Consider the following 24,792-nt stretch of genomic DNA (forward strand, 5'->3'; position numbering starts at 1 on the left):
GACATCGAGGGCCCCGGCTTCGGCTGGGGCCCTTTGTGTTGCCCGGAAATAACGAGGTGCACGATGCCGATTCCGGCTTATAGGCCCCCCAGTTGGGAAGACAACGCCCCGATTGCGGGCACCCCTCCTGCTCCGGACCGGTGGGGGCACACGAAGGTAACCATCCAGGGGCACGGTGGAACCGGCGCAGAGATACCCCTCACTGACTTCTCCGGCCGGGCCTGGCCGGCCATCTTCCTTCAGGACGGGGCCACGGGGCTCGACATGCCCCCCATGGACCTCCACTCGGACACGTCCCCCAACCTCGACGGCGGCTGGTTCCGCTCCACGAGGGCCGCGGAGCGGGAGATCCTGCTACCGCTCTACCTGTACGGCATCGACCGCAGGACCATCATCGACTTGAAGCGGAAGCTGTCCCGCACTCTGAACCCCAAGAACGGTCACTGCGTCCTTCGGTTCACCGAGGGCGACGCGTCCTCCCGGTACATCACCGCCTACTACAAGGGCGGCATGGAGGGCAACGAAGGCGCAGACAACGCGGGCTTCACGTGGGCCCGATACGGAATCCAGCTCACGGCCTTCGATCCGTGGTTCTACGGGGACCGAGACATCATTGCCGAATGGAAGACAGGGGCCGGGAAGGTCTTCCTGAAGAGTCCCGGAAAGGCATTCCTTCCCCTCGACATTAGCCAGGGGACGATCTCTTCTCAGGGTGTCACGATCTTCAACCCTGGTGACGTAGAGGCTTGGCCGGTGTGGGAGATCAAGGGCCCTGTCAGGTCGTTCACGATCTCCAGTGCTGACGGGCGAGAGTTCGGCATCAATCCGAAATCCGCGAACTCGGACCTCATCGCTTCAGGCGAAACGCTAACGGTCGATACCCGGCCAGGGTTCAAAACCGTGACTCGCAGCGACGGGGAGAACCTGTGGCCAAGACTCGATCCGAACCCGGCCATGTTCGAGCTGCCTGCCGGTGAATCAAAGATCAATGTTGTTATGAATCCGGGTGCATCCAGTGCGGCTCTCCGCTTGTCGCTCTCGCCACGGTACGAGAGCTATTAGGGGGCCTGATGGGTTATCGAATATTCGTCAGGGACTCCCCTGGCAAGGACGGCACCATGCCGATCCTGGGAGAGATCGACACGTGGATCAAGCTGGACTTCACGATCAAGTTCAACCAGCCCGGCGCATGGCAGTTGCTCGTCAAGGTCGGCACCCCACACGAACGGCTCCTCAAGCAGGGCCGCGGGATCGTCATCTATCAGGACGGGGTTCCGAACCCCATCTTCAGTGGGCCGATCGAAGCCTTCGAGAAGTACTGGACGGTCGAGCAGCACACCGGGGCCGGCTCCGTCTTCGTAGGCGGCAAGTGTGACAACGCCATCCCCTTCAACTACCTCGCCTTCCCCGGCACCACCGGGCAGGGCACAGACATCATGCGCGTCCTCCCCATCGAGAAGCAGTGGGAAGGGAAGGACCGCAGGACGGCAGGCGAAGAGGTCGGCCAGGCCCTCTGGGTCGACTGCGACATGGCCTTTGGCGCCAGGGCCCTTGATGACCGCCGACTCCCCGGCGTGAACGTCGGGCCCAACCCGAAGGTTGGCGACAAGGTCACAGACACACTCCGGTACGACAACCTTGGCACCACCTTCACCGAGTGGCTGAAGGACAAGAAGTTCGGATACCGCTTCCTCTACAACCCCACCACGCAGAAGATCGACATGACCTTCTTTGCGTGCAGGGACCTCGGGACGACGATCCGCTTCAGCCCCGAGCTGGGGAACATCAAGCAGTACACGTGGCAGTTGAAGGCCCCCACGGTCACCCGCGCCATCGTCGCCTGTCAGGGCGAAGGCAGCGAGCGGTACATCTACCAGGACATCGACACCGAGGGCGAGCAGCAGTGGTCCACCGTGGTCGAGCAGTTCATCGACCGAAGGGACATCCCCCTCCACACCGTGAAGGGCAAACCCGAGCTGGTCACCAAGACCGACTCTTCTTCTGGCTTCGAGGACATCGGCCTCGACCCTGAAGGCAAGGAGTGGACGTCCGACCTCACCACGAAGCGGGCAGCGCTCGGGGGTGCCGAGGCCGAGGTGACCGCAGCAGAGAAGGCAGTGGCCGACGCCAAGACTGAGGCGGAAAAGACGGCCGCAGCCTCCCGCCTGGCGAAGGCGAAAACCTCGCTCGTCACGGCCCAGAGCGCCGTCAAGGCAGCGATCAACGCGGCCAAGCCGACCGCCGTCGAGCACTACGTGAAGACCGTTCAGGATGCCGCCAAGGCAGCCCTCAAGGAGGGCGAGAAGAACGGGCACTTCCAGGTGTATCCGATCGATACCCCCCAGTGCATGTTCGGTCGTGATTACTACGTGGGCGACGTGGTCTCGGTGGAAGCCGATGGACAGACCATCACCGATTCCGTCAGGGAAGTCACTATCACCGTGGATGACGCAGGAAGCGTCAACGCGGTCACACCGAAAATTGGCGATCAGGGAACTGGTGAGCCATTGAACCTCTACAAGCAGGTTTTTGAGATGCGCGAGAAGCTGCGCAAGCTGGAATCGAGGATGTAATGGCTGAGATCAGTTACCCGTTCGACAAGGACACCAACATCTCTGACAAGCCGGAAGACGGCGGCGGCCGGCAATCCGTCAATCAGAATGACTGGCAGAACATGGCAACGATGTGGAGTGAAGACCGCATTGCCCACACCCTCACTTCCGGAAACATGGTTTCCGAAACCCTCCCCTTCTACGCCTCGGTATACGACGCGAACACCATCAAGGTGCAGAAGGGCGAAGCATTCGTAGGGGGAATCTTCTACAAGCTTGACGCTCCTGCGACTGTCCGCGTGGAACACAACCTGAACGCGAAGTACGACCGGCTTGACCTGCTGGTCGTTCAGGCCGATCTCGCGAAGGGGTACGTGCGGGTCGCGGTATCTCAGGGAGCCGCTACCTCCAACCCGCAGGTCCCCAAGCCTTCCAAGCAGCCGGGCGGCCGGTGGGAGCTGCCGTTGTACGTGGTTCGGGTCCCCAAGAACCAGGGCAAGCCCGTGATCGAACCCGTGCACCCGTACAAGGCCCCGGACGACATCTCCTCGGTGGCTCCTGCTCAGGCCGTGGCTCCTCACCAGGCCGAGGGCTCCTTCATCCGCTGCCTGTCCCCGCAGGGGCAGTACGAAGCATTCAACGGAGCGGACGGCTTCACCATCACTCGGGACCTCGGTGCCACCAAGACCTATACGCCCCAGATCCGGTATACGCGTGTCGCCAATCCGTCCGGCCTGGTGGCCCGAGGCCGGTACCGGCGAATCGCCCCCAACCTCGTCTGGTACTCCATCGACGTCAACAACCCCACGAGCACGGACTACTGGAACGACAAGGCGGACAACTGCATCTCGTTCACTCTGCCCCCTGACGCCAAGCTCAACGGCTCCAACGGCCAGGTGTTTTCCGGCGTGTTGGTGAACGGCGGTTATGACGCAGGGATGCCGAACTTCGTGGACCTCCGTGGTTACACCTGGGGCGGGCACGGCGGCGACTACGTCCGAATGCTTTACCAGAACCCGAAGTACCTCCACGAGGGCCTTGACTACCTGCGCGTGTTCCCTCGGAAGTCGTACATCCTCTTCTCCGGTGTCTATGAGACGCAGGGCCTCAAGTAATCAGGAGCACCCATGGCACGCAACATTTTTGGTGGCACGGCCGCGGACGCGGCAGAGAACGAATCCGGTGGACGCCTGGTCAGCCTCAAGGGACGCGTCTACCTCACCGAGGAATCCCCAGACGAGGTGAAGGACCTTCTCGACCTTGCGGGTAACGAGATGAAGGACGGGCTCCTCACGGACTCCCGAGGAATGATCCCGCAGTTCCAGGGCCCTGATGGCGTCGAACAGCTCTGGGTGGACTTCAACGCCGGCCGAGTGATGCTCACCCCGAACGACGTGGGCAAGCGGCTCCAGTCACACACGATCTCCTACGACCCTCACGGGGCCAAGCAGTACACGGATATCAAGCTCCGCGAGTACGTTCCCTTCTCCGGGGCCGAGGTCAACCTGACCAACGGCCGGACCTGGGTGACGGCACAGGTCGAACCGCAAGACTCCACCGGCAACGTCCTCCAGGTGAAGCAGGGACCCCGACAGAGCACCCGCATCCGCAACGACGGATGCGTACTGATCGACTCCTCCGCCCCCTCCCAAACACCTCTCGTGGTCGGCTCCAAGGGTGCCCCGGCCGACGGGTATCTGATTCTCGTAACCGATGACACTGCTGACGGCGCCGGAGAAGTGTTCGTCGTTCAGAAGAATGGCCGCATCACCACCAAGGGCGACGCGGTCGTCAAGGGCAACGTCTACGCCAACAACATCGGAACGGCCCGCGTATTCTCCGGCACCGACGACCCGAGAAACGCGGGCGTCACTCCTCGGGTTGGTGACGTCTGGATCAACTATGGCAACTAACTCCACGTACAACCGCATGTATCGCTGGGACGGTACTCAGTGGCGCGAGGGCGATAGGAAAAGGTGGGACGGAACCAAATGGGTCGGAGGCTCGAAGGCTCTCATCTGGGATGGCGTCGAGTGGATGTCCAAGTACCCGGACCCGGCCTATTACCCGATGTGGGTAGACAGCAACGGCGGCATCCGGGATGGCGAGTACCGGACTTTCAAACTGCCCCAAAACATGCGTCTGGGAGACTTCGTAGTTTCGGTGTGTGCTGCCCGAGACGAGAAGCCGGAACTCCTCGACCCCTTCGGGAATCTAACCGCTACCAGGCAGCTTGCGAACGGTACGTGGATCTCCTGCGTTATGTGGCGCTATGACGGCACTTGGAATCTGCGGGGCGGTGACTCTGTCCGCTGGCGAGTGCCTAATGGTGGAGGGGCGACGGTAGCGAATTACGTCTACCGCGGAGCTGAGACCCGGGACATTCCGATCACACCGTTCTACGAGATCAAGGAATACGCGAACGTCTCCGACGTTCCACTGAACTCCCCTGCTGGAAATACAACCTTGTTCCTCGCACTGACCGCAGCAGCCAAGCTCACGAACGTCAAGTTCCCTGTCGGCGTCACTCCGCGGAAGCCGATCAGTGGTTCGTTCGGTGAATTCCAACTCCTTCTCCACTCGGGCGACATGCCCGGCACGGGAAGCGAGAACTTCGACAAGATCCTGTTCGACACCACCGTGCCGGCCGCAGCAATCATCACCATCAAGATTCCCGGCAATGCAGATAAGCAGCCAGTCTGGATTCTCGGTGACCAGACGGCCTCAGTCCTAGGCCAGACTACCTATCTGCAATGAGGTGAAGAGATGCCGAAGCCAAACCTAGCTAAATGGGGGAAGCGAGAGGTGGTTACTCCGAAATTGATGGAGGACCGCATCACCACCCCGCAGAGATATTACGGAAGGGTCCCCTATTTCTCGGCGCGTGGCGTCACTCAGAACACTACCTTCCCCATCCGGGGATTCGCCCTCTACAAGGGGAAGGTTGCTGACCTGACGTGGCCTGCTGCGAGGGTTAAGCAAAACGGCTTTGCCAACAACGGGAAGTCATTCATCGTCCCCGAGGACGGTGTGTACCACGTCCACTTCCAAGCAACCTTCTACGCCGACAACAGCCGGGACACCGGAAACAACGTCAACGTCTACATCAACGCTGACGGGGCCACTGGGAATGGTGCGAGCGGAAACCTCGGCGGAATCATTCAGCAGCACATCAGGGCGAAGGAGTACCACACTACGGCCGTTGCCTGCACTGAGTACTTCACTGCGGGCACCATGCTCACAGCCCAGACGTACCTAGACGGTGGCGCTTCCGGAGGTTGGGTTATCCCTGAAGGCGAGGTCGATACCGGCTTCTACGGGTTCATGGTCTCCCCGAGTCCCGACGGCTGGCACGCCGCAACTCCTGGCCAGCCTATGCCCATGCAGAAGTGGACGGACTTCAAGTTCATCAGCGAGACCGATCTGAATGAACAGACGTATGACCAGTTCAACGCCCTGGAGAACCGGGCACGGGTCACCGGTCGGCGGGTCAAGTTCAACTGGCCGGGCGAAAAGGAAACCGGAAACGCGGTGGCCTGGGGCGGCATCTACCGGAACTCCACGGCCAAGGGACTGTTCGAGGCAGACACCGCTGCCCCTGGCTGGGCGGCGAACACGGCCATCAATATCCCTTGGGACGGCGTGTATCTCGTATCCGTAATCGGTAACGGACGACACGACGCGCAGCCTCTGGCCGGCGTGCAGTACATCTACCAAATAGGCATCTACGGCAACGGTGGTTCTGGGGCTACGCCCATCCTTATCTCCCAGGGCGGAAACGCGCGAACCTCCCACGAGTCGGGACAACTGATAAATGACGTTGTCCGCCTCACGGCAGGAACAAAGCTGAACGTGCGTTTCTGGGGAGTCAACAAGGCCACCAATTGGGACAGCGGTCGAGACGAGCCCACCAACGGGACCCGCTGGTGGAACTTCGCAGTGACGTACCTCGGGAGGGGGAACTATGGCAACGGTTAATGAGAAGTGGCTGAGCCGACAGAAAGTCGATGCCGCCACTATGAACCGGGCAGCCTACCAACCCATCCGGACGCTTTCTGATCCCCCGTACTTCCGAGCCACAGGTATCGGAAATACGGCCGCCATTCAGAAGGAGACGTCGATTTCCTGGATGGAGTCGGATACCGCGGGCGGATTTCGTACGAGCAATATGACCGACTTCAAGCCTCCGGTACCCGGCATCTACTGGGTAACGGCCACTATTGCCATGACGACCCCGAGCACGATGGACGGCACCCAGAGCACAGCAGCACTAATTCTCCAGGTCGGCACCACCAGCAAGGCAGGAAGCCCGGCCATCCTCAAGGGATTCACCACAACCAAGGTGAAGGGAAGCTATCAGAGCGTCCACGTTGCCGGCCTCATGTTCATAGCAAACGATCAAACCATCTGGGCTTCCGCAGAGGGAATTGGCGGAGCCTGGACCAAGCCCAAGTCCGGCAACCCTGCAACATCTTTGGCCTCCTTCTCCGCCGTTCTTATATCCGCCGATGCGACCAGCCTGTGAGTCCGCCATGAGCAATACCACTCTCATCCTCAACATATTCGGACTCGTCGGCATCGTAGCCACCATCGTGGGTGGGCTTGTTGTTGTGCGAGGAGCAAAGGAAGCGAAGACAGCAGAGGTTTGGAAGGCGGAAGCCGAAGCGCAGAAGGCGCGTGGAGACCGGCTTCAGGACGTGCTGACCGAGATCAAGGACCGGTTGCAGCGGATCGAGGACGAGAACAAGCGTCTCGTTCAGATCCTCACCACCATCGATCCCGAACGTCTGTTGCTGCTTCGTCATCAGTGAATGAACTAACTAACCGTTAGCGGTTAGTTCACGCAGGGGCCCTCCATCGGATGGCCCCTTTGTCATGCCCGAAAGGGGGCAACATGAATCAGGTTTCCCAGGTCCTTACCGTCGCCAAGAGTGAAGTCGGCTACCGGGCCCAGCGCGCTCCAGGCGAGCGGCCCTCTGGCCATCAGAAGTACTCCGACCAGGTTCCGGGCCTTGAGTGGTCCAACTACCAGCCCTGGTGCGCAACTTGGGTGAGCTGGGTGGCGATGCGGGCGGGAGTCGCCAACCTCTACCCGCGTACCGCAAGCGTCTGGACCGCCATGCAGTGGTTCAAGCAGCGGTCGAGGTGGAGCGAGTACCCCGCCATCGGGGCGCAGGTCATCTACGGCGCGTCCGGCAGTACGCACACAGGTATCTGCTACGCCTTCGACGAGACCTACATCTACACGTACGAGGGGAACACCTCTCTCACCAACGACGCCAACGGCAATGGCGTCATGGCTCGCCAGCGCCGACGCCGTGACTCCTACGTCCACGGCTACGGTCTGCCTGCCTTCACCGAGGGCATCCTTACCGCGGACCCCTCCAAGAAGAGCAAGGCCGGGTACACGTACGCGGCGAAGGCCGCGGGTTCGACCAGCAGTGCAGGCGGGGCGTCTGGGACGGGTACGAGCCGGTACAAGGTCAAGAAGGGGCAGACCCTCGGCGGTATCGCCGCTCTGCTCGGTGTCTCCCTGGCGGCCCTTCTCACCGCCAACCCTTCGATCAAGAACCCGGACGTGGTTCACCCCGGCCAGGAGATCAACGTCCCGGCGAAGCCCACGCCCCCGGCCAAGCCGGAGAAGCCGAAGCCTCCGACCGAGAAGCCTAAGCCCCCGGCCGAGAAGCCCCAGCCGTCAACGCCTCCGACCAGCGGGAGCACGTACACGGTCGTCAAGGGTGACTCGCTCTCCTCGATCGCCAACCGCTTCGGGGTGAGCGTGACCCAGCTCGTGAGCTGGAACGCGGGCCTGGCCGCCAACCCCCACCTGATCTACCCCGGCCAGAAGGTGAAGGTCCAGGCAGGCAAGCACGCGGTCACAGCGACCGTGGCGAAGGAGTCGAAGCCCCGTGAGCAGTCCCGTCCCTCGAAGCCTGTTGCGCCTGCGGTTCAGAAGCCCTCAGAAGATGACCGTCTGGCCCGTATCGAGAAGGAACTTCGCGCGGTCAAGGGCAAGCTCGATGAGGTCTCCGGGAAGCTCGACAAGCTGACCCCGCGCCCCGAGCAGAGGCCGGCCGGTAAGCCCTCCGACCAGCCGAAGCCCGACAAGGGCAAGCAGCCCGAGCCCGTGATGCCTGACGTGCCGGTGCCGGTCCAGCCCGAGGTCTCCAAGCCCACACAGATACCCGTGGCCCCCCAGCTCGTCATCCCGACCCCGGAGGTCTCCCATGTTCCGTAAGCACGTTGTACGCCTTCTCGGTGCGCTGGCCGCGCTGACTCCTTGGCTGGTTGCACAGTTTCCAGAGATCCCCTGGGAAGCCCTTATCCCGTTCTCCCTCGCTCTGCTGGGTGGTGCTGAGGTCGCTCAGCGCGTGGAGAACCAGAAGACCGACACTGCACTGTCCGTACCGTCTCCTGGCGAGACCGCTGAGGCGGCGCACCTCCGCCTAGCTCTGATGGAGATGGAACACGCTTCCAGGGGTGGGACCTTGGAGGAGTAGATGAGAGAACGCCCATGAATGAATGAACTAACCGCTACACAATGGTTGGTACAAAATGGGTACAAAAAAAGAGCCGGGACCCCGTGATGGGGTCCCGGCCTTTTGTGTTTCTGCTACCTCTCGAAGTACTGCCCGGACCGGTCCATGTCGATCCAGACACCTGGAGCCCAACGCCTGGCCAGGTCCGCGTACCGACCCTGCACGACGCGGGTGGGACGCCGTTGCGGCATCTGACTGGGGCTCACAGCAGGTCCGCCATCGAGCTAGCCATCTGATCTTCCTTCTGACTGCCGAGACGCGTCTTCGGCGCTGCGTCCGCCTTCTTCCTGGTGACCCTTTTGGCCGGGGCCTTCTTGGCAACCGGCTTCTTGGGGGCCGTGCTGACCGGACGCTTCCGCGGTGCCGGCCGTTCCGCCTGAGAGGGGACGACCGCGAGCTTCGGCCGTTCCTCCGCTTGCGCCTGGTGCTCGTCCTCCCCCTCGCGCTTGGCATCGGTGAAGCGGACGTACACAGGCTTCGGACCGCCCTTGGCGGAGCCTTGACGGGTCTCCATCACCACGTCAGGCATCTTGTCGATGGCTGCGCTCAGAGAGTCCGCGTTGCCCCTGGTGCCAAGCGAGCGCAGGATCAGGGTCCGGGTGGCTTCCCCGCCGTAGCGGTGCAGCGCCTCCCTGACGATCTGCTCAACCGACTTCATCTGTCGGCCGGTCCCCTGCTGAGCCTCGTTGATAAGCCTTTCGGTGCAGGCCATTGAGTACTCCATCATCGCGTGGGCCGCCTGCCACGCCTTAACCGAGATCACGGTCCTTCGCTCCGCAGCCACCAGGAGGCAAGCGAGCCGAAGCAAGTTCTCGTCTCCTCGCTCGATGAAGCATGAGACGTTCTCCGGAAGTGACGCCATGCGGTCGTCAAACTCACGGCGGTACGCGTCGTGGAGCGTTGCCGCCTCCGGGGACAGCTCCATCTCTCGCGTCTTCTCCCGAGCCCAACGGTAGGCGCGAGTGAGCGCGGGAGTCTCCTTCACCGCATCGAGGGGCTTCTTGATGTTGGAGGGCAACGACTGGGACTGATTCACCAAGAAGTGTGGGATGCGGTTGAACGCCCCGCCAAGCGCAAACTCGGGCTTGACCAGAGGTGCCCACCGGCCGGGCTGGATGTGGACGTGGTACCCGAGAAGCGGTACGTCGATCCGCTGCTCCTCACGCTTCCCGCCCTTCCCCTTGGTCGTGTTCACCACGGACTCACCATCCCAAGCGTTGATGAGCTGATCGTGGTAGGTCGCATCCCTGTTGGCGCGCTTGAGGACAGATGCCCACTCGCCTTCCGCAATCATCACGCGGCCGTCTCGACCGTCTTCCGAGGTCAACGATTCCTGCTCGACCTCGAACAGCGTCGTCACCAACGACGGGCCGCTACTGATGCCCTTACGCATCCGCGTGGCCAGGAAACCGCCGATGGACGGTTCCAAGATGGCCCGAGCGGTCGCGAGGGCGAAGCCCTTACGCCCCACCCTCGACCTGCCGACGAGAGCCGACCAGAACACGGTGGGCCGGCCGCTGGGCTGAAACACCTTCCCCGCCAGGGCCGAGGACCACAGGGACAACGTGGCTGCGTAGACACCGACTGGGTCCGCCTCCGTGTGCGGCATGGCCGCCGCTACTGCCTTACCCAGAGGGCCGTACTGCATCTTCTTGAACTGCTCGCTGCTCATGGGGTGCTCTGTCTCCTTTGGTTATGCCGCGACGGCGTCAGTGGTGGTCTCGCCGAATAGGTTCGAGAAGTAGGCCGCGAAGCGGTCCGCGTGTTCCTGGCACAGGTCGTAGCTGTCCGATCCCACAGTCAGCGTCGTAACTCCCTTCCGGTCCTTGCCCTTTGTGCGGCATCCATCGCAGATGATCTCTTCGATCACTCTTCGCGCCATTTCCGTCTCCTCCATTCCGAGAGGCCATAGCCAGGGGGCCGGATAACCGGCCCCCGACTAAGGCCCATCGGGCTACTTCTGCTTGTGGACCTGGTAGGCGTAGCGACCGAAGTCGGTCAGATTCCTGTACGCGTCGATGAATTCCATGTTCAGGAGCCGCTGTCCGGACGTGCCGAGCCCCTTCACCTTTCCGTCCTTGCCCGTGGGAATGTCACCGACGAGCTGACCGAGGACGTTGAGGTTCTTTTCCGTCAGAGCCTCGATACGCTCCATCAACGTCATCTCTGCGATACGGATCGTGCGCTCGCACCCGTATCCCTCGCGCTTCGTCCAGTTGTGTTCGCGACCCGACGGGATGGGAAGCGCCTGGTAGTGCCTGGCTGCCTCTTCCTCGCTCACGATCACGTCAGTGCGCGAAGTTGAGGCGGGAGGGGCAGCAGGGGCGGCCGAGGAACCGCCGCTGGCCGCCTGCCTGTACGCCTCCTGGATGTGGTCCGGGATACGACCCCGGTCGCTGACCTCGAAGTTGTTCTCCCTGGCCCAGGCACGTACGGCCTGGGTGTCGAGAGCGTTCCTCCCCTTGGCAGACGAGCGCTGGACGGGACGGCCGGCCTCGCTCTGGACCCTCCTGCCTGCGGTCACGTACGGGGTCAGGAGCTTGCGAAGCTGGTCCTCGTTGGCGTCGGTCAGGTCGATCTCGAACTCCGCCCCGTCGATCCCGAACTGAACCGTCCGGATGACGCCGGGCTCCGTAACCTCCGTGCCGTCAAGGTCATCGATGTAGGTGGTGACGAGCTTCTGAGCCATGGGGTTTTCTCCTCTGTGTGCCTGATCGCTTTTCGATCAGCCATGACAAAGGGCCCGACCGAAGCCGGGCCCTTCATCAAAGCTGCTCGTGTCAGCCGTACTGCTCCTCGTACATCGCCGTCTCTGCCGTTTCCAGCCGCTGCAATACCTGGTTCACCAGGATCTCGGGAAAGTCTTCGACCCCGTGGGCCTCTTCGGCTCCGCAACTGAAGAAGGTCGGGGCGTCGTGTCCGGCGAGCGTGAAGTGTGCCGCCCCTTCCTCATCCGTCCAGATGTCCACGTACATCGGAAGCGTCATCTCAAGGAAGCTGTCACAGTCATCGACAGGGCAGGGGTATCGGGTCAGGTCTTGCTCTGTCACTTGGTCACCTTGCGCATTCCCGTTATCTCTATGTCCACCGACCGGTCGCGGTCTCCGTAGTGCGTGATGGTCAGCATCTCCGGGAAGGCTTTGAGCGGGTTATCCCCGTCGTCCAGGATGCAAGGGCGTATCCACGAGAACCCTTCGGCGTCCGTGAACTCGACCTCCCAATGCGTGATTTCCTCGCTCACTGCTGCCTCTCCGTGTCTCGTCCCCATGCGGTTTGCGGGTGCCGTTCCAAGCGACCAGGCGTCACAGTGACCACCTGGTTCGACCCGGCCTTGCGCACCTTGTAGCGGCCGTCTGGACGGCGTCGCTGGATGCGCCCGGCCGTCAGTACCGACCCGTCCCCTCTCTTGATGAAGACGTAGTCGCCCTTCAGGTGCATCACGTGTGCCTCATCTCGGGGTGTTCCTCTTCCGGGCCGGGGCAGACCGGGACGGTGCACCAGTGGAGGTGCATGAAGGTGGCTCCGCCCTGGGCAGTCAGAGCGGCTGCGGCCAGGCCCCGAGCGAGGGCGTTGAACGCCTGCGCTGCTTCGCCTCGTTGCGGAGAACCGAACTGCAAGACGTCACCCTGAGAGCCGATGACCGAGGCTGCTGTCTCAGCTATCCGGACCAGTTCCGCGGGGGCGTGCTCGTGCAGGATCATCATGTGGAGAGGGACCGCAAGCCGAAGGCTTTCGACCAGCACCACGTTCTCGTCCAACGGCCGTGCGTTCACAGGCCCACCTCTTCCGGCTCGGCCTGAAAGAACTTCATGTAGATGGGCTTGAGGCTGGCCCGGCGCGCTCGCCGCTCCGGGCGGTTCACGGTCCCTGGGAGTACGGCAACCACTCGATCCATCAACAGGTGCACCGAGCGGTTGCGGATGTGGACCGCGCATCGCTCACAGGCATTCCAGGGCTCGGTGTAGAGGTGTGTTACTCCGCGTGTGATCTCCACGATTGCCTTGCGTGTCAGGAAGGCAGTCTCGGGGTGATCGGATGAGCAGAAGTCACAGAGCCCCCTCAGCCGGCCTGGGTCCCGGGGTACCGGTACCGCGTCGTGGTCCCACTCCTTGCCCACCCAGGCCGGGTGAACGTACCGCTGCCCGAACGCGTCGACCTTGGGGTTCAACGGCGTGCAGCACAGGTCACACATCATCTGTTCGTCGTGGATCATGCGTCAGCCTCCACCGGGGTAAGGGTGATCTCCTGGCCGTCGTCAAGCACGTAGACCAGCTCGTTGCCCGTGCTCAGCTCTCGTGCGATCTCTGCGATGTCTTCTGCGCTCAGGGGCAGACGGGGGAGACGACTACGCACGCTCGTACGCTCCGATGCTGGCAAGGGTGGTTCGGCTGTCCATGAAGGCCGCTACCGCTTCCTTGACGAACATCGCGGTTACGGCCGGGGGGTTGTGGTACTGCTGGGCCGCGTCCGCGCACCCTTCCCAGACGCCTTCCATTGCTTCCTTTCGTTCCTCCATCGTGGAGTGGGTAGCCGCTACCATCGCGGCCTCTCGGATGTGGGCACGATCCATCTCGTACGCCTTCATGGCTCCCATGACGGGCCTTTCAGAGTTGGGGGGTTGGAGTCTTAGCGACTCTCCCCCAGACCCTCACACTCCAACGTGAGGGCCTGAGAGACAAGCGCTAAGCGTCAGCAGTCCACGCTCAGGAAGTGCCAGGTGCCCGCGCCCTCGTAGAGAGCGACCTCACCGCAGAGCAGCCGGTCTTGAGCCTCGCTGATCGCGATGGCCCGCATGTGACTGTGGTACTCCTTCGGCAGGTTCTCCCAGTAGTGGTCTTCCTGCTCGATGATGAACGCGCCGTACGCGTTCTCTTCGGGACCCATTTCCTCTTCAACGGTCCCCAGGAACCGGTTTTCGCAGGTCTCGTACAGGTCCTCGACGTCAACCTCTTGGTGCAAGTGCTTCACGACCACAGCCGGGAAGTCATCGAGCGTTCGGGCGATCTCGTGGAGGTCTTCAAGCGACTCGTACTCTCCGAGTTCAAGACCCTCGAAGCCGTCGTAGTCATGTATCGCGAACTCTTCCGCACCCGGGATCGGGGACCGCTCCAACATGACCTGTATCTCGTGGCCGATACTGTCGGGTTCCTGCGTGGCATCGATCCACTCCCCGTGCAAGATGCCGTGGTTGTAGGAGGCGAGACAAGCAGCGTAGATCTGGTACATGGGTCTACCTTCCCTTTCGGACTTTCCCAATGGGCACGATGTTCGGGTACGACTCGATGACGGACCTGCCTTGCGCCACGGAATGCCAGTCCTGGATGACCAGGTGGGTTATGTTGGCGCGCTTCATGGGGTTGGCCCCGTAGATCACCCCGACGATTTCACCGGGCAACAGGTGGCCGTTGCTGGTCTTGTACTCGACGCTTAGGCCGATCTTTACGGCGGCCGGAGTCATGACGCCCGCCGATACCGGCGCTTGCTCAGGTTCAACTCAACGAACACGGACGGCAGTCCGTAGGAAGCGGCATACTCGACCGCTTCTGTGTAGTCCTCGAAACGTCGATGCCACTGGGGCCCGATGTGAGCGACGTACATTCAGATACCTCTCTAGGAGTGAAGGTTGCAGGGGAAGTCCACGACCAGAGCGCATACGCAGTTCTCCGCGTCCCAGCGTTCGCAGTAGCCGCACGCGGCCTCATCGAAGGTTCCGCAGGTACATTCGTCGGCCACGGGTTCAGCCCTCTTTCCATACAGGCCGGAGACAGCCCGAGCGAGCGTCGTTCCATCCGTAGAGAGCGAGCGGGCCGGGTTCCCCTAGGTCTGCATCGGTCAACTCGAATTCCAGATCGTTGACACAGTCATCGACCATGAATCGATGCGCTACGGCTTGTGCGGCCTCCCGGTCGGGGCCCGCTGCGACGATCGTCCAACCGGCCCCCTCACCGCTCGCCAACTCGTATATGAAGGTCCACGTCTGGCAATCCTCATGAGTGAAGCAGGGCAGCACGTAGAGCCCTTGTGCTGTCTCTTGCACGTCTTCGAGCGTTACTGTCGAACCCATTTCAGCGGCCCTCGATCCACACGCCATTGGCGTCAACGCGCGCCGCGCCGGTAAGGAAACCGTTCGCGATGCTGTGGCCCTTCAAGGACACCCAGATACCGACGTGGTCACTCTTCACATACTCGATGGAGCCCCGGTAGGTTCCGGCACTCCAGCCCTTGTACGGGTCATCGGAGAGACGCACACGAACGCGTGCCCCTACCGTCAATCCGTTCCGGTTCATCTGGTCAAGGTGAGTCGTTGTCATTTGCCTTGCCTCTCTGTTCGTTACTCTCGTCTTCTGAGAGCCCATAACCAGCCTCACACTCCAACTTGTGAGGCTGACTAAAGGCGATCAGCCCTTGATGACGCGCACTCGGTGCGTGTGGTGCGAGTCTTCGAACTGCCAGTCCCCGTGATCGTCGCAATAGGACGTAGAGAGCCAACGGGCGATGCCGTAGCGCTCCATATCAATCCAGCGGGTTGCAGGGTTCCAGCAACCGAACTCGTAGCACCCTGTGCGCCCGTCCGGAAGAGTCTTACTCCAAAGGGCCGTGCCCTTAGTTCCGCCCTTACCCATGCTGCTTACGCCCCTTCTGTTTCGGGCCATACTGCACCCACGTTGAATGTCGTTCCGCTAGGTCCTATCAACCGGATGATTCCGGCAACCGCGTACGGGACCCGGTTGACCCTCCACTGTGCGGCTGTACGTGCCTTGTCGTACGTCCAGTAGGTCATCCCGTATTCCTGGGAGTCGTGCCCCCCGTTGCCGTCCCGCGTATTAATCACTACGTCGTAGCGAGAATCAGAGTCACCGGACACCCTCACGGCTTCGATCATTTTGTCTATCTCCCCATCCGAGTAGCCATAGCCGGACCGATGGGTGTTGTGGTCGGTGATGATGTTCCGGATGGCATTCCGAATTAGCTGGTCATCCATGTGATTCACACCCCTACCAGGACACGCGCCGCTACCGGCCAAATCACCGGGTAGCAGTCGCCACATGCCCGCTGGACAACCCGGATATCGGCCGTAGTGGCATACACCCCCAGGTGCTTAAGCGTGTTGACGTAGTCGCCCAGACATTCGCACTCTCCCTCTTGCTCAAGCTCGGTGCAGTCGTGGCACATCGCACCATTCATGTCCGTCTTCAGCCACGTGTCACAGTCGATACACTCCTGGTATCCCAGGGAGGTCAAAGCGCCGTCAATGTCGCAGGAGGAACAGTTAGAGCAGTGCGGGACTTCCGGCATTTCCCGAAGTACCTCATCAGGTTCGATCCCATCGGGAAGCTTGTGAAGGTCCGCAATCATGGTGCAAGCGTTGTCCCATTCCAGTTCGGACAGTCGCTCTTCATCCAAGACAGGGCAGTCAGCGAGCGCACCCCCGATCTGTCGTGCCACTTCGTGACCGGCCTTGTTGGATGCATCCCATACGATCCAGCCGTTCCACTCGTGCGTTTCCATACCAACGTCCTTGAAAGCAGCGTGGGTTGATTCGGCATTGACCCTCAGTGGGTTCTCTCGACAGTCGCAGTTGTAGTAACCGCGAGAGTCCCAGCTCTCCAAGGGTTCACCCGTGCCGTCATCCACAAGGCCGAACCCTGCCCAACACATTTCGCGGGCAGCCTCCGCCATGTCATCAAGGCTGTTCCTGTACCAGGGCTGACGCTCCGCAAACTCCCTGGCAAACTCATTGAACTTGACGTCAAGGATCACGTCCATGATCTATCCCTTCATTAGCTCGCTTCCATTAGCGAGACACAGCAACGCTCACACTCCAACTTACGAACGTCACTGAATCCCTCTAAGCCGCACTAAGGATGAGGAACACCTCACAGGGGGAGCACGCATACCCATGCCCCTCCACCCACCACAAGAACCGGGTTTCCAGGCAGTGCGGGCATGTCCCCAGCGCCATACCCGCAACGGGTGCGATCGGCTCGAATCCCTCACTCTCTGGCACGATCCCAGCCATGCAGGCCCCACAACGACCGTGCACTTTCCCGGTATCGGACCACGGGCCTACGTGCGTCGCAGCCCGCTTCATTCCCCACATCTCACACACTGCGCAGTCCATTCCTTGCGCCCCTCTCTCGCTGTATCAGTCCATCACTGACACTCACCCCCACGCACTCATTCTCAGACGCTTAGAGACGCACTGTGCCCCGTCGCTCTCGGCTTTGTGGCTGTGCGCTGGACGCGTCATGTTGATTGGGTGCATGAGAGTCAATCCCAGTTGGTTGCGGGGGTAGCTTCCCCGCTAGCTTGAATGTCTGACCTATCCATACGGGCCGGTCCATGCTTCCCGCTATCCGCTCACGTAGCGCGCCGTTCATGGCAGGATTCACCCCGCTCCGGTACGCGCTCACTCCCTGGTTATTCGCTTCGCCAGGTGTGGCCTATGTGATGTTCCTAGGTGGTTCCCGCATCCCTCCATAGAGGTCACATACGGGCCTGTCCTAGTGCCTTTGGTAGCACTGCATTTGGGAGCCGTTCTAAGCGCCCCTGTCGCGGTTCCTGATGCCGGTTTCAGATTCAGGCCCTGTCTCCACAACCTCACTTCAGTGAGGGGGTCTCAGTGGCCTTTCCGGTCGGTGTCTCGCTGACAGGAAGAACACTCTCACACTCCAACCTTGATGTCTATTGCATGTCCACATCAATACACTCTGTATCACGCATTGTATTGCGCTTCTGAACCCCATGATTCAAAGGAGACGCACGCGAAACCACTGGGGGCATTAAATGTCAATAGCGAAACCCGTGATCAGGGCCACACTTCCAGCGCTGGAATGGGGCACTAATGCACACAGATAGCGATTCGTCAATGGGTATCGGACGCAATATTAGTGATCACAGCCACATCTAGGCAGGACCTCCTAACGTCCATTCCGTAACCCTTTCAAGACCCCCTAGCACGCAGAAGTTAGTGATAGAGACGTGGATTCAATGAGGCATTCATCACATCATTCGAGCCGCTTTCGAATGCATACCGATGCACGATTCGGCACGCTCGTACCGTGACACCATGTGCGCGTCTCAATACGCACCGAATACAGTTAGTTCATTCATTCCCGAAAGGTATTCAGCACTAGTCGAACCCTCCCAATGGATTCCTAACCCGATACATCCGCAATGATGAATGAACTATCCCTAATACAATGCCTGCTACATAGGCGGGGGTAATGCCTGTGCATTCATTCAAAGGACCCACCAGGGGTGCCTTCCTTCGATCATGTACGGGTATGAACTAACTGACTGCTCGCGTGCCGGCCTGCTAGCCCTTCGCCCACTCTGACCCCTTCATGGCCTCTCGAAGGCGCTCAGGGAGCCGCACAGATCCCTTTCTGGCTCGATGGCGGCGCAGGGCTGCCGAATCGATGCGCCAGCCCCCTACTGGTGTGACCTGGCTCTCTCTTCCGCGGTTCACCGAGAGGGATTGGGCCAACACTCACCGACGCTTTAGTTGTAAGCGGGGGTTACATCCCCGCCACGTGACGAGCTGGCGGGCCGGAGGCGGGCCAGGGAACCGACCCTGGCCCTCCATCCTCCGAGGGGGGGAGGGTCGCATCAACACCGATGAATGAATGAACTAACGGGTGTACATACCCTGCTACAAACCACCGGAGCCCCCGATCAACGGGGGCTCCCGTCGTGGCTAACCCGTGAATGAACTAACTGCCACGTGCTCCCGAAGTCGGTTCTTCATGTCTTCCGGGAAGTCGAGCAAGACTCGCGGGGGAGCCTTCGGGCCCAGGGTGGGCCAGGCCAATACCTTCACCCCACACGTTCGAAGAAGATTTCCGCGCTCCTTCCAAGTCATGCTGGCCCAGGCTTCGCCGTACGTTTTCCCCATCGCTTGCCATTCATAGTGGGGCTTGACTATTTCCTCGGTTTCGAGCTTCTTCATTCGATCGAAGAGGTTCTTCTTTCGACTCAGGTAGTCCTGCCGGCCTCCCTCGTAGTCGTAGAAGTTCAAGTCCCATTCTTCAGACAGTTCCTTGAGGGCCGTTTCGCAACGCTCCTTCTCGGCTCCCACGTCATTCCCAGGCACGAACACCCTCACCTGGGCTTGTTCCGTCCCAACCTCGGCAAGAAAGTATTGCTCCACGACTGCTTTAAGGTCGTGGCCGTTCATGCTCACGGCTCCTTCGTGGCACTTGGCCCCCGGAGTGTTGTTCGTGGAGCACCGGAAGTAGTTGTAGTACGTCGTCTTACCGTTACGAGTCCTGCTGGAGCTTGATTCGTAGAGCACAGCAAGGCAATTCATGCAGTAGGCGACCTCTCGGAGGTCCGTCGCGTTCTTGGTTACGGTCCCCTGCGCCTTGTTGCGGACCCTGAACCGCCGAAGCATGGCTTCGAAGGCGGTTTTGGTCATCAGGGCTTGCGCACGAGCCACCGGAAGGCCGTCCTTGCCGCGGATCGGCTTCCCGTCCTTCCAGCTTTCACCGGTAAGGACCCGGTTGGTAAGGATGACGTGCACCGACGACTGATTCCAGCGCCCAGGAGCCCTCTCTTCGGCCTCGGCCGGTGTGATCTCGCCCTTCGCGATCAATTGGTTGCGCTTGCGCCACTCGCTCGGGCAGACGATCCCGTTCTCGTTCAGGTAGGCCGTGATGTCCTTCATCGAGTGGTCTTCAGAGAGACTGATCATCGTCTGTACGTGGCGGATTGTGTCGTCCTCGAAGACCAGGTACCAGCCCTCTTCGTGGATCGGGCTCGGTACGGCCTTGTAGCCGTACGGAACGACGCCGCCCTTCCAGCGTCCGAGCTGCCGCATCTTCTCTGCGGCCCCGTGGTTGCGCTCCTGAATGGCTTCCCATTCCCAGGAGGCGACCATGGCCATCATCTCTGCCATCTGACGGCCGGCCTTGGTCGTGGTGTTCACGCCATCCGAGGTGATGATGGCCTTGTCGTACTTCTTCATCCACTCCATGAGGGTGTGGAAGTGCAGCGCGCGCCGGGTGACGCGGTCCATCTTCCAGGCCACCAAGGCGTCCCACTGCCCCATGCAGGGGTCGTCCGGCGTGTGGAAGCAGTCGGAGGTTTCGCAGGAGGGGTCCAGGGCCCGGAACCACAGCCCGAGCTTCGGCCGGTGTGAGGGGTAGACCCGGCCTGACACATCGAGGTCATCGCATACGTGGACCAGCTCTCCCAGGACCATGCGGCGTATGCCATCGATGGACTCGGTCTGCCGCTCGGGACTCGTGCTCGTCTCAGTCTCACGGGACAGGCGAACTTCCCCCAGGAGCCGAAGCGTGTCGGACTTGGGGCGGGTGCGAGGTTGGAGTGTGAGACTGCCGTTCATGCGTGCAGGTTGGGGTGTGAGACTCCGCTTTGTCAACTCGACTCCTCATGTCACCACCCCTGACCTGGGGTGATGTCTCTGAGTGATGTCGTAAACCCGCCCACTTCGCGGTCACCAACTGGATCACGGCCGCGGCCCGCGTGCAGCAACTGCTGGCACGCAAGACCGCCGAGCTCGGCTCGGTGCTCACGCGCCGGGTCGCGGCGGGCGAGGTCGTCGCGGTCTCCACCGGCGACGTCGAGAAGATCGGCTGGTTCGTGGAGGCGCTGTCGCGGTTCGCTGCGGCGGCCACCGCACTGGTGATCATCTGTGTCGGCCTGGTGCTGTACCAGCCGGCGCTCGGCGTCGTGGTCGCCGCCGGCGTGCCCGTGATGGCCCTGGCCGTCCTGCCGCTGCTGCCGCCCGCCACCCGGCGGGCCGACACCCAGCGCGAGAAGGCGGGCCGGGCGACCGAGCTGGCCTCGGACACCGTGGCCGGGCTGCGGGTGCTGCGCGGCATCGGCGGCGAGGAGCTCTTCCTCGGCCGCTACCGCGAGGCCTCCCAGGAGGTCCGCAGGGCCGCCGTGCGCAGCGCCCGCATGTGGTCACTGATCTCGGCGGTCCAGGTGCTGCTGCCGGGCGTCCTGCTGATCACGGTGGTCTGGTACGGGGCGGCGCTGGCCCGCGACGGCCGGATCCAGGTCGGCGAACTGGTCACCGTCTACAGCACGGTGACGCTGATGCTGTTCCCGCTGCGCCACTTCGAGGAGATCGCCATGGCGTACTCCTTCTCGCGGCCCTCGGCCAAGCGCGCGGCCCGCGTGCTGGCGCTGCGGAGGGCCACGGACCCGTCCGGGACGGACACGGGGGTGCCGTCCCGGACGGCGACGGCGCGGGCCGGGTCCGCCCGGCCCGCCCGGCCCGCCGCCGAGGATCCGTCCGGCGACCTGTACGACCCGGCGACCGGACTGCTCGCGCCCGAGGGCCGGTTCACGGCTGTCGTGTGCGGCGACCCGGACGCGGCCGGACGGCTGGCCGAGCGCCTGGGCGGGCACGCCACCGAGGCGGACGCCATGGCGTCCGCCCTGCTCGGCGGGGTCGCGCTCGACGAGCTCCCGCTGGACGCGGCACGGGCCGCCGTCCTCGTCCAGGACAAGGACCCGGTGCTGCTCTCCGGCACGCTCCACGAGCTCCTGGACGTGCCCTCGTCCGGGAAGGTCGCGGCCGACGAGGCATTGGCGGCGGCGCAGTGCGGCGATGTCCTCGACGCGCTGGCGCAGGCGTCGGTGGACGCCGACGGCGACCCGATGCGCACCCGGATCACCGAGCGCGGCCGGTCGCTCTCCGGCGGCCAGCGCCAACGCCTCGCCCTGGCACGGTCGTTGGTGACCGACCCGGAGGTGCTCGTCCTGGACGAGCCGACCTCGGCGGTCGACTCGCACACCGAGTCACGGGTCGCGGGCGGCATCAAGCGGCTGCGCGCGGGCCGTACGACGGTCGTGTTCTCGTCGTCGCCGCTGCTGCTCGACCTGGCGGACCGGGTCGTCCTCGTACACGACGGCGAGGTCGCCTCGGTCGGGGTGCACCGCGACCTGATGCACACCGACGCCCGCTACCGCGCGGTGGTCACCCGCGAGACCGACGAGCCGGCGCGGACCGAAGAGACACAGTCACTGGAGACATGGGAGGAGACGGCATGATCGGCGTGGCGGCACCCGAGTACGACCCGGCGGCCCCGCAGTCGGCCACCACCCTGCCGGTCGGCACCCCGGCGACCGTCCGGGCCTACGTACGTCAGCTGATGCGGCGCCACCGCACGGCGTTCGCGCTGCTCATCGGGGTCAACGCGGTCGCGGTGATCTCCTCGATGGTCGGCCCGTACCTGCTGGGCGGGATCGTCGAGGACCTCTCCAACGACGTCCAGGACCTCCATCTGGAGCGCACGGCCGCGCTGTTCGCGGGCGCGCTGATCGTGCAGACCGTGTTCGTCCGGCTGGTGCGGCTGCGCGGCGGGATGCTCGGCGAGGAGATGCTGGCCGATCTGCGCGAGGACTTCCTGGTGCGGTCGGTGGGGCTGCCGCCGGGCGTCCTGGAGCGCGCGGGCACCGGCGATCTGCTCTCCCGGATCACCACGGACATCGACCGGCTGGCCAACGCGATGCGCGAGGCCGTGCCGCAGCTGGCCATCGGTGTGGTGTGGGCGCTGCTGCTCATCGGCGCGCTCACGGTCACCGCGCCGCCACTGGCCCTGGCGGTGCTCGTGGCGCTGCCCATGCTCGTGGCGGTGTGCCGCTGGTACTTCAAGCGGGCGCCCTCGGCGTACCGCTCGGAGGCGGCCGGGTACGCGGCGGTCGCCGCCGTGCTCGCCGAGACCGTCGACGCGGGCCGGACCATCGAGGCGCACCGCCTCGGCGAGCGCCGCATCGCGCTCTCCGACCGGCGGATCACCGAGTGGACGGCCTGGGAGCGGTACACCCTGTGGCTGCGGTCTGTCCTGTTCCCCGTCATCAACCTCACCCATACCGCCATCCTGCTGGCCGTCCTGATGATCGGCGGAACGTTCGTCCTGAACGACTGGCTCACCGTCGGGCAGCTGACGACGGGCGCGATGCTCGCGATGATGATGGTCGAGCCGGTCGGTCTGATCCTGCGCTGGTACGACGAGCTCCAGGTGGCCCAGGTCTCCCTGGCCAGGCTCGTCGGCGTCCGCGACATCGAGCTGGACGCGGGCGACGCCGAGGTGCGCCCGGACGGCCGGGACGTCGAGGCGGACGGGGTGCGCTTCGGCTACCGCGAGGGCGTGGACGTACTGCACCAGGTCTCGCTGTCGGTGGCGCCTGGCACACGGCTGGCGCTGGTGGGCCCGTCCGGCGCGGGCAAGTCCACGCTCGGGCGGCTCCTCGCGGGCATCTACGCCCCGCGCGAGGGCAGCGTCACGCTCGGCGAGGCCGAGCTGTCGCGGATGCCCGCCGAGCGGGTGCGCGAGCACGTGGCGCTGGTCAACCAGGAGCACCACGTGTTCGTGGGTTCGCTGCGGGACAACCTGCTGCTCGCCCGGCAGGGCGCCGGGGACGCGGAGCTGTGGGCGGCACTGGGCGCGGTCGACGCCGACGGCTGGGCACGGGCGCTCGACGACGGCCTGGACACGGAGGTCGGCTCCGGCGGGCTCTCCCTCACCCCGGCCCAGGCCCAGCAGATCGCGCTGGCCCGCCTCGTCCTGGCGGACCCGCACACGCTGGTCCTGGACGAGGCGACCTCGCTCCTCGACCCGCGTGCCGCACGGCACCTGGAGCGCTCGCTGGCACGGGTGCTGGACGGCCGTACGGTCGTGGCGATCGCCCACCGCCTGCACACCGCGCACGACGCGGACGTGATCGCGGTGGTCGAGAACGGCCGCATCAGCGAGCTGGGCAGCCATGACGCCCTGGTCGAGGCGGACGGCGCGTACGCCGCGCTGTGGCGGTCCTGGCACGGGTGAGGCCCCGCCCGGGGGGCGGCGCGGCGGGCTCAGATGAAGTTGAGCGCGCCCGCCGCCCCGACCCCGCCGAGCACCATGAACACGGGCATCAGCACCTTCAGCTCGACCCAGCTCCCGGCCCGGAACCGCATCGCCTTCGGCGGGCCCACCGGGTACCAGCGCTTGCGGCCCAGCGGGATCGGCCACAGGATCGGGCAGCCGGAGACGGTCAGCGCGTCCCCGATGTCGTGGACCAGGGCGCCGAGCACGATCGGCAGGCCCAGCCACAGGTACTCCTGGCCGGAGCCGGTGAAGAGCCAGTCCGAGCCGTTGCCGGGCTTGTCGAGGACCCCGGCCATGATCCAGGCGCCGGCCGCGCCGAGCAGCCACACCAGAACGTCGCTGGACATCCGCGCGGCCCGCCACAGCAGGCCCTCCACGGCGAGCACCACATGGACGAAGAGGATGCCGAGCACCGCCCAGCGACCGCCGAACACGGCCGCGGCCGAGGCGCCCGCCCCAATCAGGACGGCCCACAGCCAGGTGTGGGTGAGCGTGCGGTGGCCGCCGTTGCGGCGCGGGTCGCCGGGGCCCCTGGTCGCCTTGTAGACGGCGTGCGAGAGCTCGTCGACGATGCCGCACAAGGCCCGGGAGACCGGGCCGAAGGCGCGCGAGATGGTCGCGGACTTGTGGTCGAGGTCGGGCGCGAGCGCTGCTCCGGCGCTGATCAGCGCGCCGACGACGAGCACCGGCCAGGGCATGGCGTGCCCCGAGGCCGCGGCCGCGGCCCCCACCCCCAGCCAGGCAGCCGCTCCTGACAGTGAGTGCGCAGGTCCCATCATGACCGTGCCCCGCCCCATTTCCTGTTGTCCCGTGGCCCAGTTGACGACGCAGCCTATCGCTCATGATCTTCTT

At 63.4% G+C, this 24,792-nt stretch carries 26 protein-coding genes and 1 pseudogene; 11 read left to right on the top strand and 16 right to left on the bottom strand.

Features of this window, described 5'->3' with window-relative positions:
• Positions 1–63: 63 nt before the first annotated feature.
• The 9 genes from ACFWA7_RS05020 (at position 64) to ACFWA7_RS05060 (ending at position 8,790) form a co-directional block, all read left to right on the top strand.
• On the top strand, positions 64–1,062 hold the full coding sequence (locus ACFWA7_RS05020; RefSeq protein WP_385820980.1) for a phage tail family protein: 999 nt from the start codon (positions 64–66) through the stop codon (positions 1,060–1,062).
• A 56-nt stretch (positions 1,063–1,118) separates the two neighbouring features.
• Positions 1,119–2,573: a hypothetical protein gene (locus ACFWA7_RS05025; protein WP_385820982.1), complete on the top strand. Its 1,455-nt coding sequence runs from the start codon at positions 1,119–1,121 to the stop codon at positions 2,571–2,573.
• Positions 2,573–3,667, top strand: a complete 1,095-nt coding sequence (locus tag ACFWA7_RS05030; protein WP_385820984.1) for a hypothetical protein — start codon at positions 2,573–2,575, stop codon at positions 3,665–3,667. The genes ACFWA7_RS05025 and ACFWA7_RS05030 overlap by 1 nt, the downstream gene beginning before the upstream one ends.
• Before the next feature lie 12 nt (positions 3,668–3,679).
• Entirely contained in the window at positions 3,680–4,465 is a 786-nt protein-coding gene (locus ACFWA7_RS05035; RefSeq protein WP_385820986.1) for a hypothetical protein, read from the top strand.
• 124 nt (positions 4,466–4,589) lie between these two features.
• On the top strand, positions 4,590–5,309 hold the full coding sequence (locus ACFWA7_RS05040; protein ID WP_385820988.1) for a hypothetical protein: 720 nt from the start codon (positions 4,590–4,592) through the stop codon (positions 5,307–5,309).
• Positions 5,310–5,375: 66 nt separating this feature from the next.
• Positions 5,376–6,530 carry a hypothetical protein gene (locus ACFWA7_RS05045; RefSeq protein WP_385820990.1) on the top strand — a complete coding sequence of 385 codons (1,155 nt, stop codon included), beginning with the start codon at positions 5,376–5,378 and terminating at the stop codon, positions 6,528–6,530.
• A complete protein-coding gene (locus tag ACFWA7_RS05050) occupies positions 6,517–7,077 on the top strand; it encodes a hypothetical protein (RefSeq protein ID WP_385820992.1) in 561 nt (186 codons plus the stop codon). The genes ACFWA7_RS05045 and ACFWA7_RS05050 overlap by 14 nt, the downstream gene beginning before the upstream one ends.
• 7 nt (positions 7,078–7,084) lie before the next feature.
• Positions 7,085–7,363, top strand: a complete 279-nt coding sequence (locus ACFWA7_RS05055) for a hypothetical protein (protein ID WP_385820994.1) — start codon at positions 7,085–7,087, stop codon at positions 7,361–7,363.
• 83 nt (positions 7,364–7,446) lie between these two features.
• Positions 7,447–8,790, top strand: coding sequence for a LysM peptidoglycan-binding domain-containing protein (locus ACFWA7_RS05060; protein WP_385820996.1), 1,344 nt, complete (start codon positions 7,447–7,449; stop codon positions 8,788–8,790).
• Between the two features lie 503 nt (positions 8,791–9,293).
• On the opposite strand, the gene ACFWA7_RS05065 is transcribed toward ACFWA7_RS05060, so the two are convergent.
• From ACFWA7_RS05065 to ACFWA7_RS05135, 15 genes are all read right to left on the bottom strand, one after another.
• Positions 9,294–10,763: a hypothetical protein gene (locus tag ACFWA7_RS05065; RefSeq protein WP_385820998.1), complete on the bottom strand. Its 1,470-nt coding sequence runs from the start codon at positions 10,761–10,763 to the stop codon at positions 9,294–9,296.
• A gap of 21 nt (positions 10,764–10,784) precedes the next feature.
• The gene (locus ACFWA7_RS05070; RefSeq protein ID WP_385821000.1) at positions 10,785–10,988 is read right to left on the bottom strand and encodes a hypothetical protein; all 204 of its coding nucleotides are present in this window, start codon (positions 10,986–10,988) and stop codon (positions 10,785–10,787) included.
• 57 nt (positions 10,989–11,045) lie between these two features.
• Positions 11,046–11,780 carry an Lsr2 family protein gene (locus tag ACFWA7_RS05075; protein WP_385821002.1) on the bottom strand — a complete coding sequence of 245 codons (735 nt, stop codon included), beginning with the start codon at positions 11,778–11,780 and terminating at the stop codon, positions 11,046–11,048.
• Between the two features lie 91 nt (positions 11,781–11,871).
• Positions 11,872–12,141: a hypothetical protein gene (locus tag ACFWA7_RS05080; protein ID WP_385821004.1), complete on the bottom strand. Its 270-nt coding sequence runs from the start codon at positions 12,139–12,141 to the stop codon at positions 11,872–11,874.
• Positions 12,138–12,332, bottom strand: a complete 195-nt coding sequence (locus ACFWA7_RS05085) for a hypothetical protein (RefSeq protein WP_385821006.1) — start codon at positions 12,330–12,332, stop codon at positions 12,138–12,140. The genes ACFWA7_RS05080 and ACFWA7_RS05085 overlap by 4 nt, the downstream gene beginning before the upstream one ends.
• Positions 12,333–12,528: 196 nt before the next feature.
• Entirely contained in the window at positions 12,529–12,849 is a 321-nt protein-coding gene (locus ACFWA7_RS05090; RefSeq protein ID WP_385821008.1) for a hypothetical protein, read from the bottom strand.
• A gap of 11 nt (positions 12,850–12,860) precedes the next feature.
• Positions 12,861–13,304, bottom strand: coding sequence for a hypothetical protein (locus tag ACFWA7_RS05095; RefSeq protein ID WP_385821009.1), 444 nt, complete (start codon positions 13,302–13,304; stop codon positions 12,861–12,863).
• On the bottom strand, positions 13,301–13,444 hold the full coding sequence (locus tag ACFWA7_RS05100; protein ID WP_385821011.1) for a hypothetical protein: 144 nt from the start codon (positions 13,442–13,444) through the stop codon (positions 13,301–13,303). Before ACFWA7_RS05100 ends, ACFWA7_RS05095 begins: the two co-directional genes overlap by 4 nt.
• Entirely contained in the window at positions 13,437–13,676 is a 240-nt protein-coding gene (locus ACFWA7_RS05105) for a hypothetical protein (protein WP_385821013.1), read from the bottom strand. Before ACFWA7_RS05105 ends, ACFWA7_RS05100 begins: the two co-directional genes overlap by 8 nt.
• Positions 13,677–13,780: 104 nt before the next feature.
• Positions 13,781–14,317: an antirestriction protein ArdA gene (locus tag ACFWA7_RS05110; RefSeq protein WP_385821015.1), complete on the bottom strand. Its 537-nt coding sequence runs from the start codon at positions 14,315–14,317 to the stop codon at positions 13,781–13,783.
• Between the two features lie 4 nt (positions 14,318–14,321).
• Positions 14,322–14,549, bottom strand: a complete 228-nt coding sequence (locus ACFWA7_RS05115; RefSeq protein WP_385821017.1) for a hypothetical protein — start codon at positions 14,547–14,549, stop codon at positions 14,322–14,324.
• A gap of 607 nt (positions 14,550–15,156) precedes the next feature.
• A complete protein-coding gene (locus tag ACFWA7_RS05120) occupies positions 15,157–15,378 on the bottom strand; it encodes a hypothetical protein (RefSeq protein ID WP_385821019.1) in 222 nt (73 codons plus the stop codon).
• A 341-nt stretch (positions 15,379–15,719) separates the two neighbouring features.
• Positions 15,720–16,073: a hypothetical protein gene (locus ACFWA7_RS05125; protein WP_385821021.1), complete on the bottom strand. Its 354-nt coding sequence runs from the start codon at positions 16,071–16,073 to the stop codon at positions 15,720–15,722.
• A 5-nt stretch (positions 16,074–16,078) separates the two neighbouring features.
• Positions 16,079–16,858, bottom strand: coding sequence for a hypothetical protein (locus tag ACFWA7_RS05130; RefSeq protein WP_385821023.1), 780 nt, complete (start codon positions 16,856–16,858; stop codon positions 16,079–16,081).
• A 1,933-nt stretch (positions 16,859–18,791) separates the two neighbouring features.
• Positions 18,792–20,441, bottom strand: coding sequence for a recombinase family protein (locus tag ACFWA7_RS05135; protein WP_385821025.1), 1,650 nt, complete (start codon positions 20,439–20,441; stop codon positions 18,792–18,794).
• 107 nt (positions 20,442–20,548) lie between these two features.
• On the opposite strand from ACFWA7_RS05135, the pseudogene ACFWA7_RS05140 reads away from it, so the two are divergent.
• Together ACFWA7_RS05140 and ACFWA7_RS05145 are read left to right on the top strand one after the other, a co-directional pair.
• Positions 20,549–22,120 (top strand): annotated as a pseudogene (locus tag ACFWA7_RS05140) (ABC transporter transmembrane domain-containing protein); the annotation flags it as partial.
• On the top strand, positions 22,117–23,898 hold the full coding sequence (locus tag ACFWA7_RS05145) for an ABC transporter ATP-binding protein (RefSeq protein ID WP_385821027.1): 1,782 nt from the start codon (positions 22,117–22,119) through the stop codon (positions 23,896–23,898). The pseudogene ACFWA7_RS05140 and the gene ACFWA7_RS05145, both read left to right, overlap by 4 nt.
• Before the next feature lie 29 nt (positions 23,899–23,927).
• On the opposite strand, the gene ACFWA7_RS05150 is transcribed toward ACFWA7_RS05145, so the two are convergent.
• On the bottom strand, positions 23,928–24,719 hold the full coding sequence (locus tag ACFWA7_RS05150) for a metal-dependent hydrolase (protein ID WP_385540150.1): 792 nt from the start codon (positions 24,717–24,719) through the stop codon (positions 23,928–23,930).
• Positions 24,720–24,792 lie beyond the last annotated feature (73 nt).

The organism is Streptomyces sp. NPDC059994, assembly GCF_042737755.1.
Classification (GTDB): Bacteria; Actinomycetota; Actinomycetes; order Streptomycetales; family Streptomycetaceae; genus Streptomyces.